Source organism: Prevotella herbatica (genome assembly GCF_017347605.1).
GTDB lineage: Bacteria > Bacteroidota > Bacteroidia > Bacteroidales > Bacteroidaceae > Prevotella > Prevotella herbatica.
This window is the reverse complement of record NZ_AP024484.1, coordinates 2,741,424-2,755,422: the sequence shown is the minus strand read 5'-3', so window position 1 is coordinate 2,755,422 and position 13,999 is coordinate 2,741,424. Positions and strand designations below refer to the sequence as shown.

The window sequence follows — 13,999 nt, the reverse complement described above, 5'->3', positions numbered from 1 at the left end:
GAATTATGAAACTGACAATCATATTAAGTATCAAAGAAAGCCATGACCGAGTAGCACAGCTACTCGATCAAGCTGGCGTGAAGAGGTTTAGCACCATAGATATAACCGGATTCAAAAATAACAAGAGCTCCCAACTATTAAATTGGTTCGGAGAGAATTCTGGTAATGCAAAAACCAATTCCATTCTGTTTTTCTGTTTTACTACAGAAGAGGAATCATCACTTGTCATAGAGAAAGTTAACCAATGCAATCTTGATTCAGGATTTAGCTTTCCTGCTCACGCATTTGTTATTGATGTAGAGAAAAATTCAATATTATTATAAAAAAGAATCATGATGGAAAAAGAATATATTATCAGAAGAATAGCCGGGAGTATGATTATCGTTGGTGTAGTCCTGGCGTATCTAGTATCTATATATTGGTTATTACTTCCACTTTTTGTAGGTATCAATTTATTGCAATCATCGTTTACGAAGTTCTGCCCTTTAGATTTGATATTAAAGAAGAAAAAATAATACACGAAAAAGCCTTAAAGATAGCCAATAAACAAAGCGTTATCTCTACATATACAGGGCGTTAAAAAATGGAAAATATTTCATGTAGATACTTTTTTTTCAACATATAGATGTAATTTTGCACGCAAAATAGAAAAACGAGATGGAAACATTATGTAAAATAAGAGAAATAAATAGAGCCGTAACAGCGTTTGAAGCTGAGATGGAGAAAACATATAACTTATGTCTCAATGAAGGCATGTTATTATGTTGTCTATCAAAAACCTCGAAACTTTCATCTGGTGAAATTGCTGACTCTCTTGGATTGACAACCTCTAACACATCCAAAGTTATTAAGTCTATAGAAAATAAAGACATGATCAAACGTGTTATTGGAAATACAGACAAGCGACAAATGTATTTCTCATTGACCCCTAAGGGCAAAAAGGCTCTATCAGTAATTAATTGTGAGAATATTCAGTTACCTGATTTGCTCAAGGATATTTTAAATAAAGAATAGAAGATAAATCATACAAATAAAGAGAGTCAGACAGAGTAATTATACCTGTCTGACTTTTTTTGTTTTAATGCTGTCCAAAGACAGCGCTTCTTTTAATATCGTGATGCTCATTAATTATGGTATTTGCCATAGCAGAATCAAGTATTATAAGAAATGGAAACGAGCCTTAACTTACTAGCGTTCTCGGCCAAATTCGCTAATAAAATACAAACTACATATACTCCCGCAGTGTCAACACTTTCTTTCTCTGCATTATCTGCGTGAATCTGCATGAGACAATGCCGTTTGTACATGCAAAGAAAGAGATCTGTGGGAATATACATCTGCTTTAGCAGATACTGCAAATATATACAGAAAAGGAAATCTGTGGGAAACAACCTTTGTCTGTTATTTTGAACAACATAATATAATCTGTACTTAAATAATAATGATTCGTGTGTTATTTAATTGTAAATGAGTTTGTGCTTTCTTTTTATTGGTTATTGATTTGTATTTTTGTAATTCACTTTTTAATTTATTATTATTTTTATGAAAGTAACATTCTCTTCTTTTACACAGACATGTATTAACAAACAAAAAAGTTGTGGGAGCTTTTCTACTGCCCACCTTTATGGTTGTGCCGCTCACTCTTTCAGTGAGTATCTCGGACGTGACACCATCCGCTTCGGGGACATCACTACCCAAGCCCTGAAACTCTATGAGAAATACTTGATTCGTACTTCCCATTCCTTCAACACCATTTCTACCTATATGCGCATGCTCCGTGCCATCTACAACAAGGCGGTGATGGCGGGTCTTGCCCGATTTGTGTTCAACCTGTTTCATGATGTGTTCACGGGCATAGACAGAAACCACAAGAAGGCACTCGACGAATCTAATTTGAAGGAGATCTTGACTGGTGAGGTGAAAAGCCTAGCTTTGAAACGGGTGCAGTTAATGGCTGCAGCCATGTACCGACTTTGTGGAATGCCGTTTGTCGACCTGCAGCATCTTGGCATTCATTCGGTTATGGACGGTGTCCTGAAATACAACCGCCAGAAGACAGGGAGCAGTGTGAATATTCCTGTTAACAGGAATGTTTGCAACCTCATCAAGCTTCTTCCTATATCAGATTTAGACCTCAGCACAGAGAGTGGCTACAAACGCTATCAGTCATTGCTTCGCAATTTCAATGCTGGTCTTAAGCGCTTGGCAAATGCCTTCGGCTTAAAAATAAGCATTTCTTCCTACACCTTCCGCCATTCTTGGGCTACGAATGCCCTCCGTCATCATGTGCCAGTGGAGGTGATCAGTTCTGCTCTTGGCCATTCCGACATCAGAACCACACAGATATATCTCAAAGGTTTTGATGCAGCCGAAATAGGTAAGGCAAATAGTAAGGTCTGTAAATGTCTGAATGTAAGATGATTAGAACTATCTTTTCTTTAAAAACGGTGTTAATTAACATCGAAATAAAGAATAAAAAATATCCGTTACTTTGTAAGTAACAGATACAACTAATTGTTGGGCAAATGTAGTCATTAATTTATTAAGTTATATATAAATTCACTTTAATTAACCAAAAACCGATAAAAAACATAATAAGCAGAACTGAAATAGTCTGAATGCGTTTGATCTAAACACATTTTAAATACAATTCAACGTATATATTGTTATCCAACGGAAGCCCTTATCCGCTGGTCAGTCCCCCTTTTGTCTATTTTTATCCTATGATATCCTATAGTCCTTTCTGTTACTTACAAAGTAACGGAACGTGTAATTATAGAATAGATAAATTGGATGAGTAAATTAAAATTTCATAGTACGAAACGTAGGATGAGTGATATTATATTAAAGTCATTTCTACTTTTATTGGTATCCCTGTCATCATTGCGCCTTCATGCGCAGTATGTCGCGCTGAAATCCAATCTGCTCTATGATGCATTATGTATTCCTTCCCTTGGTACCGAGGTTCGCCTTGATAGTACCCTTACCTTGAATGTTTCCTCAACCTACTGTCCAATATCATATAATGATAACCGTAAATGGAAGAACTGGTCAGTTCAGTATGAAGCCCGTCATTGGTTCCGCAAATCCTTCAATGGTCCCTATATCGGAGTCTTCGGCATTCACGGAGGCTTTAACTTAAGCCGTCTTCCCTTTTTTCATCTTTCCCATCACCGTGCAGAAGGTAACTTCAACGGTGCCGGACTCACTTTCGGCTGGCATAGGATCCTCTCTCCTCACTGGGGCATAGATACTTCCTTGTCTGCTGGCTACCTGCACTTGCGCTATCGCCATTACCGTGAGGGACGCTACGGCTACCTCGAATATACGAAGAGTCACGACTATGTCGGTCCAGTCTCCCTTTCGGTATCACTGGTGTATATAATAAGATAATAACAATGAAATAATATTTATAGAGAAATGAAACTATTACAATCTGCATTCTTTCTTCTTGCCTTTAGCGGAACGGTATCCGCAGCATCCGCCCAGACTGTCTACGGCGGTCAGATCTACGTCAACTCAGAGAACTTTACCCGTCAGGGCGACCTTCTCCGTGTGCGCATGAAGGTAAGCTACGACAGTAGCGTTGTGGGAAGCTGTGAGTCGCTGACATTCACCCCCGTTCTTAAGACAGACAGTGCCGTCTCTGTGCTATCCTCAGTGGTCATCAATGGTCGTGAGCGTGAGCGCGATGCCCACCGTACTGAGGTCCTTTCTGAGGTTCGCCGCAATATCCCTATCGTTGTCAAGGACAGTCATGCCGCTAAGCGCTATTTTGTTTATGACACAACAGTTCCCTATAAGGACTGGATGCAGGACTGCCGCATGTATGTGGAGAGTGAGGAACTTAACTGCCAGGGCAGGAAAGGTCATGTCTACGAGGACCTTGTGTTGAAGAACATCTATCTTCACGACATGAGTAACGACAATCCCGATCCTAATGTTCACTATTATAATCTGATGGACTATGTACAGTTCCTTCAGCCTCAGGGTTCCGATATCGATAAGTTCCACCGCAGCGGTGAGATTCAGATATTCGGTAACAAGTCTCTTGCCAAACTTAGTGGAAGCAGATTCAACCACACTGTGTTCAACACCATCGCTACTGACGTGAAAAGTGAATTGCAGCGTTACGGAACAAGCCTTGTTGGTCTTCGTATCAATGGTTTCGGTGCTCCAATCGGCAACTACCGTCGCAACGAGAGTGAGGCAATGGAGCGCTCTCTTGATTTGAAGAAGTATCTCATGAAGCAGAAGCTCACCAATCGCAATGACCTTAACGTAAGCTGGCTTGCTGAGGACTGGGACAGCATCTCTTCTCTTGTAGCAGGTAGCGGCATGAATCTTCGTGATGCTGTTGTTGACATCATTAAGAATATCGACGTCGTCAACGGTCGTGAACGTGAAATTGAGAATCTTGGACTGGGTATGCCGTATGCTTATATGAACCGCTTTATCTTTCCAAAGGTCTATCGCATCAAATATACGCTGACATTCCGTCATGATGGTTTCGACAGCAACTCTGCTATGCAGCACCTTGGTTCAAACCCTGCAACAATGACGCTGGGTGAGCTCTATGCCACAGCTGGATTCTATAAGAAGGGCTCACGCGAATACAACGACATCTTGGATCTGACAGCCCGTCTTTTCCCTGATAATCCAGAGGCTAATATCAATGCAGCCGGTGTAGCTCTGACACGTAACGACGTAACCCTTGCGCATAAGTATCTTAAGCGCTGGGAGACTGATCCAAGAGCCTACTGCAATATGGGACTCCTTTATCTTAGCGAGGGCAATCGTGATAAGGCAGAGGTTTACCTGAAGATGGCAAAGGCTGCTGGAGTTGTACAGGCAGACAAAGCCCTGACCGAGCTGATGAAGATTAAATAAAGCATAATCAACAAAGTAAGTAAAACGATTGATAATTAATATAGTAAATAAAGCCTTATGAAACATACATTATACATATCATCACTATTGGCGGCATGTATGCTTCTATTCTCCTGTGCGTCGGACAACACCGTCGTACCGGAGAACGGCTCCTCTAAGTCTGCCGTGGTGAATCTCTCACTCTCAACAGGTGCTGTGACTCGTGCCAACGGAGCACTGCCGACGGATAATGGCGCCGTTGTGGGGAGTAATGAGGGAACGCTTAACCATATATGTGTGGCTCTCTTTGATGCCAACAATAAGCTGGTTACCCTGCATGAGTATGATTATAGCGGAGATGAAAATATTTCAACCCGTACAGATGCTGTACAGATGCTTATCTTCGCCAATGTGCCTGTCGGTGCATTTGCAGGTAAATATATTCTGAGTGACTTTTATACAGTGGCTCAGGACTTAGGCTATACCACATCAGTGAATGGCAAGAGTAATACCGGTGTTACCATGGCAAACTCTCAGAGCATGAAGTCGCTACCGATGATGTCCGATGTACAGACATTAAACTGGGGATCAGGTACAACCCTGAGCCCGACTGTAACCCTGAACCGCATGGTAGCGCGCGTTGCACTGACAAATATAACCTACAGCTTCACTGGTTCATACAATGGCTGCAGCTTTACTCCCACGGAAGTGTTCATGTATAATGCCAGCAACCAGCTTACCAACTGGAATACAAAGACTGTTTCCGGTAATGTAAGCGGAGAGAATATCGCGGGCAATGTCAATACAGCCTATCTGGGCAGCGGTACGATCAGCACCTACAGTGCTCCTTATTATTTCTATGTGTTTCCTCATGGCAGCACCAGTCCTACAAAACTGGTCATCAAGGGAACGTTCAAGACAAACAGCGGTACCACATACACCACATATTATCCGATCACGGTAAACAGTTCAGCCACAGGCAACATTATTTCCACTGTTACAGGTGGAACTGGTGACTCAAAGATTCTGAGCAACACCACATACGGTCTTGCAGTAACGATATCCGGAACAGGCGTTAACAGCGTATCAGATGAACTAACAGCGACCAATGTGACCGTTACCACCAGTGTAGACAGTTATACAAATGCCACAATAGCGGAACATTTTGGTCCAGCTGTAGGTGATATATATTATTCTGATGGAACATATAGCAATAATTATTATGCCAGCAAGACGCCAATCGGTATAATCGTTAGTACCAATTCTGTTTATTGTGAGGCTACAAGTGGATATGGGCATGGACTTGTAATGGCGCTAACTGAAGCAATTAGTAGTGGCTGTTCATGGGGAGATGCAAGCGTTAATGAAAGTGTGCTAAGGGATAACCCCACTTTAAATGTAGCTTATACCGATAACAGTGGATTAACAAATACAAAAGCTATAGCAAGTGCTCATACGTTATCTAGTACAGTACAAACAGGTTATCCAGCTTTTTATTATGCTTATGTCGCATATAAAAGTAATGTCGCTGCCCCTGCTAGTAGTAGTGGATGGTTCTTACCAAGTGCAGGGCAATGGTGGGATGTTATAGAAAAAGCAGAGAAAAAATATGGTTATACTGCTGATTTGTTGAATCAGCATAATAATACAGGTATAGCATATCTTAATAGTACAGAAACAAATCAGGCATATAGCTCGTTGAATACATTGATGAATAATTCTGGTGCTAATTATACGGCACTGATCAGTAGCTTTTATTGGTGTAGCTCAGAAATGAATGGTGATATATGGCGATATAATTTTGTCAGTACAGATTACTTATTATGTAGTGGAAGTAAAGATAATACAAATTGGTACGTTCGCCCTTTTCTGGCTTTCTAAGTCTCAACGACACAACTCCATAGTAATGCATAAAATAACAAATACATAGAATTAAGAATACAATTAAAAGAATTAGATTATGAATAAAAATTATTTGCTTTTATCAGCAATGTTATCAGTATTATTGATGACATCCTGTTCTTCTTCCGACACGGAAGAAGGAACTATAATGAAAGGTAGTCCAGCAGTTGTCAACTTGCAACTTAACGGAAAGTCTATGACCCGTTCAGCCCCTTCAACTGATGAAGCCCATATTTCTGCAGGTCAGGCTGCAGCCTTTGATGGTTCAGGTGCCATAGTAGGAACCGTACAGAGTTTTTCAACAAGCACTCCGACTATCAGTACCACGACACAGGCTACTCAGGTTAGTGTTGTTGCCAATCCTGGTTCTACTTCTACATTTACGAGTATTGTAAACAAGGCCAACCTGGAAGCAGTGACTACGGACTTGGCAAGTACTGCTACCTCTGCTACTGCCCCAAATAGTCAAGACGCGACAAAGCTTCCAAAATACGGCAATACCTCTGTGAATTTCAGTACTAATCCTACTATCAATCAATCAGTTGATATGTACAACCTTGTAGGAAAGATAACGTTGAGTTCCATCAAAACAAACTTTACCGGAACGGGTTATGCAGGTGCTACATTTATCCCGAAGGAAGTTTTCCTTTATAACGCCAACACCGTCAGCACATTCGGCGGTACTGGTTCTTCTCCACAGAGTGGTGAGAATACTGATAACGCAAGTTATGCAGTTACAAGTCCTACTGATTACTATTATCTGAGTTCTGGTCCAATTTCAACCTATAATGAGACTACTCCTACTCCCTATACCTTCTATACATTCCCTAACACAAGCGCAACTACTCCTACAAAGATTGTCATAAAGGGTGCATTTACTCCTAGTGGTGGTACTGCTGAATATGTTTATTATCCAATCACAATAAACAAATTCCAGACTGGTACAACGATTAAAAAGGGTTCAACTGAACTAACTGAAGCTGATGCAAACGACTCAAAGATTGTAAACAGTACAAGCTATGGCATAAGCATCACTATCAGTGGTAAGGGTGTTAAAACTCCGGGAGATAACATAACCCCTTCTTCGGCAACAATCACAATGAATGTGAAGGACTGGACGGACTATACTCAGGAGGTAACTGTTAAGTAAAGATATAGAATACAATAAAACGAAATCGTATTATGAAGTTAAGATATTATCATCATCTGCTGTTACTTCCACTATTATCGCTGCTTGCCTCATGCATCAACGATGACTATTCCAACTGCGTGCAATGCTCGTTGATCGTGTCACAGACAGACAGCGTTGGCAATGCTTTGGTGACGGAAGTGAAGGGCAATATGATGGCATATCTCTTCATAGACGGTAAGTTTGACCGTATCGTTACATCAGATCCAGATGGTAGCTATAAGATAAGCTATGACGGCAGAGGCGGCAACGCATCCCTCGTGGCGATAGGCAGTTCGGATAAAGACAGTGCGCAGATATTCACCCCAGCATACGGATCAGATATGAATTCCATATCTGTAAGCGTAAAGCGCGATCCTGTTACGGGTGAATATATACTCCCGTCTTCACTGTATTACGGCACTTATGCCATCAGTTCTCAAACAGCAGGTATGAGTGCCGCATACGGTAATATTGTGATGAAGAAGAAACCTGCAACTGTTCATGTCATTATAAGACAGCTTAAGGAGTATTTTGGAGACAGGGATTATAAGGTTGTCCTGTCAGGATTCCGCAGTACCATGACCTTTGCCGGACAGATAACAGGAGATTCAATAAAATACTCCCCGTCAGCAAATTTTGATGCATCTGATCAATTGGTGACAAGCAGCATACATGCTTTTCCAACAATGCGGAATGAATACGTGACAGTATCCGTGTTCAGTAATTCAGACAACTCTGCCAAGTCCCGTTCTTCACTGTCTCAGCTTATCTGGAGTACCAATCGTGACAGTTATGGCAATAGGGTGACTCTGAATTCAGGTGACGACAAGGTTATCATCGTTGACTGCAGCAGCAAGCAGCTAATTTTGAATGTCATGCCTTGGAGTGAGTACTTACAGCATGTTGTAATACCGTAATTTATATATTATTCATGATACAATGATGATTAGAAGAATATCATATACGCTCTATATATTATTATCACTGACATTACTTTCTTCGTGCAACACGATGGACGAAATGCTTGATGAAAAGCAGGATACTGCTACGCTTACGGTAAAAATAGCGCAGCAGGATCCTACAACAGTGACACGTGCAATCAGTGATGCCATCGAAAATGTGAATGTACTTGTGTTTGATGCACAGGGGCATTTGATTGGTAGTGCATACGCCTCAAGCAGTCCTACGTCAGTATCAGTTCCTGTAAGGGTTAGCAGTGGTTGTACTGTCTGCGCTATAGCCAATACAGGTAGCGGTACATACTTTGATGGAATAAGTACACTTAAAGAGTTAAAGTCAGTTGTAACACCAGCAATAACATTAGCTACAGCATTGTCATCGAAAAGCAATGAAATATTATATGGTGAAGCAACAAATGTAACTTTAAGTAGCGGAGCAAATACTCAGGCAGTTATTTTAAAACGATTATATAGTAAATACACATTCACGATAACTCCTTCCAGTAATATCGCAATAACTGGTTATCAGCTTTGTAATGTTCCTAATGAATGTTACATAGCTAGTGGAAATACCAATAATCCAACAACAGGATTTGGAGGATTGAATTATGATGCTGTTGCAACTCCAGTCTATGCTGGTACTGTAATAACAGTACCGCCATATTATATCTATGAGAACTTAGCAGGTACAAATAATACGTTAACTACTGCAGAACAAAGGACTAGTGTTAATGCTCCAATAGGTTCTTCGTATTTACTGATAACAGCAAGAGGAACAGGATATAATGCGGGGTGGACATCATCATACAGAGTATATTTGGGAGGAGTTACTAATGCTGCAAGTCCTGTTTTAGATTACACTAACTTCAATATAAATAGAAATTTTAATTATCAATGCAATATAGCGATTACTGGTAGTGGTGCTACCGATGTTAGAGTCTCATATTCTCCAACAACAAGTACAAGATCGAATGTTTATTTCGGTGATGCAACTCCTGGTACTTATCTTTATAGTGACGGCACAACAGGGACAACAACTGCCGGCAAAACCGTAGTCGGCATTGTCTTCTCTAACCAATTAAGTTCTGCTGAATATAATGCAGGCTATAAACATGGTTATGCTTTAGCATTAGCAGATGCTAGTGGTATAGGACTTACTTGGGGACCTAATGCTGATGCTGGCTTAACCAAAGTTACCACTGCAGCTGATTATTATAACGATATTAGTTCAGGTTATGATGGAACATTTACTAAAGGTTACAATAAAACAAATAGTAGTTATCCTGCATGGCAAGCTGCTAATAATTACAATGTGGATGTCTCTAAATTTCCTAATAGTGGTTGGTACCTTTTAAGTATGGGGCAATTCTGGGATATTTGTGCTAATCTTGGCAAAGTTGATTTGACTAGCATGCAAACAAATACGTCTAAAAGTCTTATTATTTATGAAGGTAGTACAGCTACAACTAATGTAAATAATGCAATAATAGCAGCTGGTGGTGCAGCACTGATGATTAATAGTAACTATTGGTCTTCGTCTGAGCATAGTACTACTGGTTACGTTGGCATATTTAGTTTTGATAGTTCCCGCGCTGGTGTAGGCTACATTGGTAAGGATTATGGGTATTGTTATGTGCGGTCAGTTTTGACCTTTTAACTATTGATCTAATTAATTTCCATTTTAACGCAATTTAAATAAATTATTGAATTTAATGATAATACGAAATGCTATCTGGTTTTTATCACCGTAGGTTAGTTAAATTATATGAATATCAATCTGGATATGTTGTCTCTGATCTATAGAGCAAACAGCAGTTACGAAAAAGCATGATGTTTAAACTTCTAATTAAAATATAATAACAATGCTTTATCGCATTGGATTCAAAAGAAAACTCAATTCTACGATGTCCCTGATGACTAGTTCATGTGAAGAGTAGGTTCGTGAGAATCGAAGGACGTCTAAACAATTATCACTATAAATAATTAATGGATAGTTAGTTCTATTCATTTTCTTCTAAGGCTATTTAGTCTAAGAAGAGTATATCCCAGTGGGGATGTATTGGAGAGCCTTCACACGCGAGTGTGGGGGCTCTTTTTGATTCCCGCAGAGTTTCTTTTTCGTAGTGATTTTCCGCAGATTCTTTATTTTTTCTTTTTGTTTTATTGCTCGTTCTTTGTATATGTGAACGGCTTATTCTCTCGCAGATAGCGCAGATTACGCAGACAAAAGACAGTTAGGGGAAATGGATCTGCTAAAGCAGATGCCGCAGAGAACGCTGACAAAGACAATTACCACATTGTGGAGACAATGTTGCTCATGCTGTTTGCTGTTTATCTGCGAGAATCTGCGTAATCTGCGAGAGAATAATCATGCAAGCGTACTCAATCTATAGCCAAAGCAGAAACCCCAATGTCTCTCGCAGATTATATTACAGTTTAGAATAATGAAAAAGCAAGCAAACGAGAAAAATATACCATATAGTAACTATATGGTATGTATTATATTTTCGCTAATGAACAAACGAAAATAATAAAGTTGATTAAAGTGTGACATTATTCCTATATTTCCCATTTATAATGTATTTGTACCTGATTATAATGCACGAAAATATCGATTTTTATTGTATATACATTGTTTAATATTTTGTTGTTAAAATATATTTTTATACCTTTGTGATACAGAAGAATATTCTGTATGGGAACCAGTATGCCTGCCTCATGTATGAACGACTCAATAAGTTTGATGTGGCAATGTGTACGATCTCATACCAAAAATAAATGCCGTGTCAGAACACTATGTGATTAGACGGGGTGAGTCCATGAATTACTATATTCATGTCCCTTAACATGAACACAAGCCTGATGCCAGTTTTGCTTTGGTAAACAAACAATATTATTAACAACAAAAAAATATTCATAAGATGAATAACCAAAAAATATATTGGAGCGGTACAAAGTCAGAACTGATTGAAATGTGCTATGCTCTTTATTCTAGTAAATGTATTGAAGACTTTGATGGGAAGTCTCAAAGTTTTATAAAGATATGCAAATTGGTCTTTGATATGTTTGGGCTAGAAAGTCCGACTAATCCTTGTTTACGCATCTCGCAGATGAGGAGAAGAAAGAAGAAAGAAGCAAGCAGTTGGTTGTATAAATCATACAAAAAAACATTTGATTGTTAAATCGAGCTAAAAACGCTATAGTATTTTTCAAGTTTTCAACATTTCGCATTATATCGCTTGTATATTTCGTAAATTTGTATATGAAATAATCAATCAAATATGTTTAGTATGACTGAAACGACAACTCACATTAAATTACATTTGCCCCTACTGCAAAAGGTAGGGGCAAATAAAGAAATTCCTATTTTATTATTATATGGTATGTAAATATTAGTATAACTAACGACTAAGTTTTAACCACTATTTAAAGGATGACGAACAATCACTCTTAGCGGTAGCTTTGTCCTTTTTTTTAACAAGATTATGACACTTGAACAAGCAAAAGAGAAAAGACTTACTGAGCATTTTACTCTTTATGAAATGATGCGTTCCGAGACTGCTGAAAACCACAACATCGACAATACCCCCGACGCAACACAGATTGAAAACTTAAAATATCTGTGTGAAAAAATCCTAGAACCTTTACGCCGTAATTTTGGCGTAATCAAAATTAACAGCGGTTTCCGCTGCCCTGTACTTAACCTGCGAGTTAATGGAGTTGGAAACTCTCAACACCTTTTTGGTGAAGCTGCTGATATACATTGCTACAACGTATATATAGCCAGAAAATATTTTGACTTTATTACGAATCATTGCCAGTATGATCAACTGCTTTTCGAATACCGAAGAGGTGGTTCTTTCTGGATTCACGTTTCACTTAAACGTAACGGAAAGAATCGTAAAATGAGAATAGAAAATTATCCAGCTAAACATTAATAAGAATCATGAGTTATACATCAAAACAAACTAAGAATTCGCCTTTCCTTAAAGTGCGCCGTAACATCACCTCAATGCCCGAAATGGCAGATTTACTCAATGAAGAAGGCAGTACTGGCTTCGGCACTTACATGATGATATTGATTTATCTCACTAAGTGCAACAACTGTGTGGGACTTTACAATAAAAGCACCTTGCGCTCTTTGTCTGCTGAAGCTCACAAGTCTTCAAGTTACATCCGCAATATCATCAACAACTACGGCTTGTTTGTTGTTGAGGATAAAGTATTTTATAGTCAGGAACTCTGTCAAACACTGAATATTGATTTCACCGTGAATTCTTCTTCTTCAGAAGATGAACCTGAACCCAAATATCGTTCAAATTCAAAGCGCAAAACTTCAAAAAAAGATGCGAATGAATTGAATTCAAATTCAATTGAAAATGAATCTAAATTGAATCATAAATCAATTCAAAATGAATCTAGATTGAATCATGAATCAATTCGAAATCAACGAAACGGCAATAAGCATAATACGTACACGCATGCGCAACCGCGCGAAGATATAGATATAGATATAGATATAGATAAAGATAAAAGATATTCTTCGTCTACGACTACGAATATTAAAAGCGATGACGTAAACGCAAACGTTGGTTCTTCTTCTGATTCTATCAAAAAATCATTTGCTGACGCCGACTGGGTGAAGTCTATTTCGGGAGTCACGGCTCTTGACCTTACCGACAAGACTGTTGCTGATGCCTGTATGGAATGGTTCGGCATGCAGTGTAAGGCAAAGGGAAAGACCTTTGACACGGACGAAAACGCAAGATGGTATTTCTGTAATCTGCTGCAACAGGGACGCAAGACAAGGGAGTCGTTTGATGAATACTACAAGCAATACAAATACGACGAAATGGTGAGGAAGACCGCCATGGAATGCTGCGAGGACGATTATTACGACTACAAGGAAAATGGCAGACGATATGATTCACACCACCAGATTATACCGCCTGATGCTCCACGGCAGATTGATCCAAACACGATATGGAGCTGGATAAAACTTGAATTCATTCCAGTTGGTGATTTCAAAATGGACCCCGAAATGGATGCACGGTCTAAGTATTACGACGAGTACCGCCGAATTCATAACATGAAATGA

The 13,999-nt window shown here is 39.3% G+C and carries 13 protein-coding genes; all 13 read left to right on the top strand.

Annotated features, from left to right (window positions below; all coding sequences use genetic code 11):
* The first annotated feature begins 5 nt into the window (after nt 1-5).
* Entirely contained in the window at nt 6-323 is a 318-nt protein-coding gene (locus prwr041_RS10300) for a hypothetical protein (RefSeq protein ID WP_207153700.1), read from the top strand.
* A gap of 9 nt (nt 324-332) precedes the next feature.
* Nucleotides 333-515, top strand: coding sequence for a YgaP family membrane protein (locus tag prwr041_RS10295; RefSeq protein WP_317194513.1), 183 nt, complete (start codon nt 333-335; stop codon nt 513-515).
* Between the two features lie 142 nt (nt 516-657).
* Entirely contained in the window at nt 658-1,014 is a 357-nt protein-coding gene (locus tag prwr041_RS10290) for a MarR family winged helix-turn-helix transcriptional regulator (RefSeq protein WP_207153699.1), read from the top strand.
* A gap of 528 nt (nt 1,015-1,542) precedes the next feature.
* A complete protein-coding gene (locus tag prwr041_RS10285) occupies nt 1,543-2,421 on the top strand; it encodes a tyrosine-type recombinase/integrase (protein WP_207153698.1) in 879 nt (292 codons plus the stop codon).
* A gap of 408 nt (nt 2,422-2,829) precedes the next feature.
* On the top strand, nt 2,830-3,393 hold the full coding sequence (locus tag prwr041_RS10280; protein ID WP_207153697.1) for a DUF3575 domain-containing protein: 564 nt from the start codon (nt 2,830-2,832) through the stop codon (nt 3,391-3,393).
* A gap of 27 nt (nt 3,394-3,420) precedes the next feature.
* Nucleotides 3,421-4,890: a tetratricopeptide repeat protein gene (locus prwr041_RS10275; RefSeq protein WP_207153696.1), complete on the top strand. Its 1,470-nt coding sequence runs from the start codon at nt 3,421-3,423 to the stop codon at nt 4,888-4,890.
* 57 nt (nt 4,891-4,947) lie between these two features.
* Complete coding sequence (locus prwr041_RS10270; protein ID WP_237072212.1) at nt 4,948-6,750, top strand: hypothetical protein; 1,803 nt, start codon at nt 4,948-4,950, stop codon at nt 6,748-6,750.
* Between the two features lie 79 nt (nt 6,751-6,829).
* Complete coding sequence (locus prwr041_RS10265; RefSeq protein ID WP_207153695.1) at nt 6,830-7,921, top strand: hypothetical protein; 1,092 nt, start codon at nt 6,830-6,832, stop codon at nt 7,919-7,921.
* A gap of 32 nt (nt 7,922-7,953) precedes the next feature.
* Entirely contained in the window at nt 7,954-8,859 is a 906-nt protein-coding gene (locus prwr041_RS10260; protein WP_237072211.1) for a FimB/Mfa2 family fimbrial subunit, read from the top strand.
* Between the two features lie 22 nt (nt 8,860-8,881).
* The gene (locus prwr041_RS10255; RefSeq protein ID WP_394370793.1) at nt 8,882-10,558 is read left to right on the top strand and encodes a DUF4906 domain-containing protein; all 1,677 of its coding nucleotides are present in this window, start codon (nt 8,882-8,884) and stop codon (nt 10,556-10,558) included.
* Nucleotides 10,559-11,822: 1,264 nt separating this feature from the next.
* Nucleotides 11,823-12,083 carry an RteC domain-containing protein gene (locus prwr041_RS10250; RefSeq protein ID WP_207153694.1) on the top strand — a complete coding sequence of 87 codons (261 nt, stop codon included), beginning with the start codon at nt 11,823-11,825 and terminating at the stop codon, nt 12,081-12,083.
* 303 nt (nt 12,084-12,386) lie between these two features.
* The gene (locus prwr041_RS10245; protein ID WP_207153693.1) at nt 12,387-12,839 is read left to right on the top strand and encodes a D-Ala-D-Ala carboxypeptidase family metallohydrolase; all 453 of its coding nucleotides are present in this window, start codon (nt 12,387-12,389) and stop codon (nt 12,837-12,839) included.
* Nucleotides 12,840-12,847: 8 nt separating this feature from the next.
* The gene (locus prwr041_RS10240) at nt 12,848-13,999 is read left to right on the top strand and encodes a Lin1244/Lin1753 domain-containing protein (RefSeq protein WP_207153692.1); all 1,152 of its coding nucleotides are present in this window, start codon (nt 12,848-12,850) and stop codon (nt 13,997-13,999) included.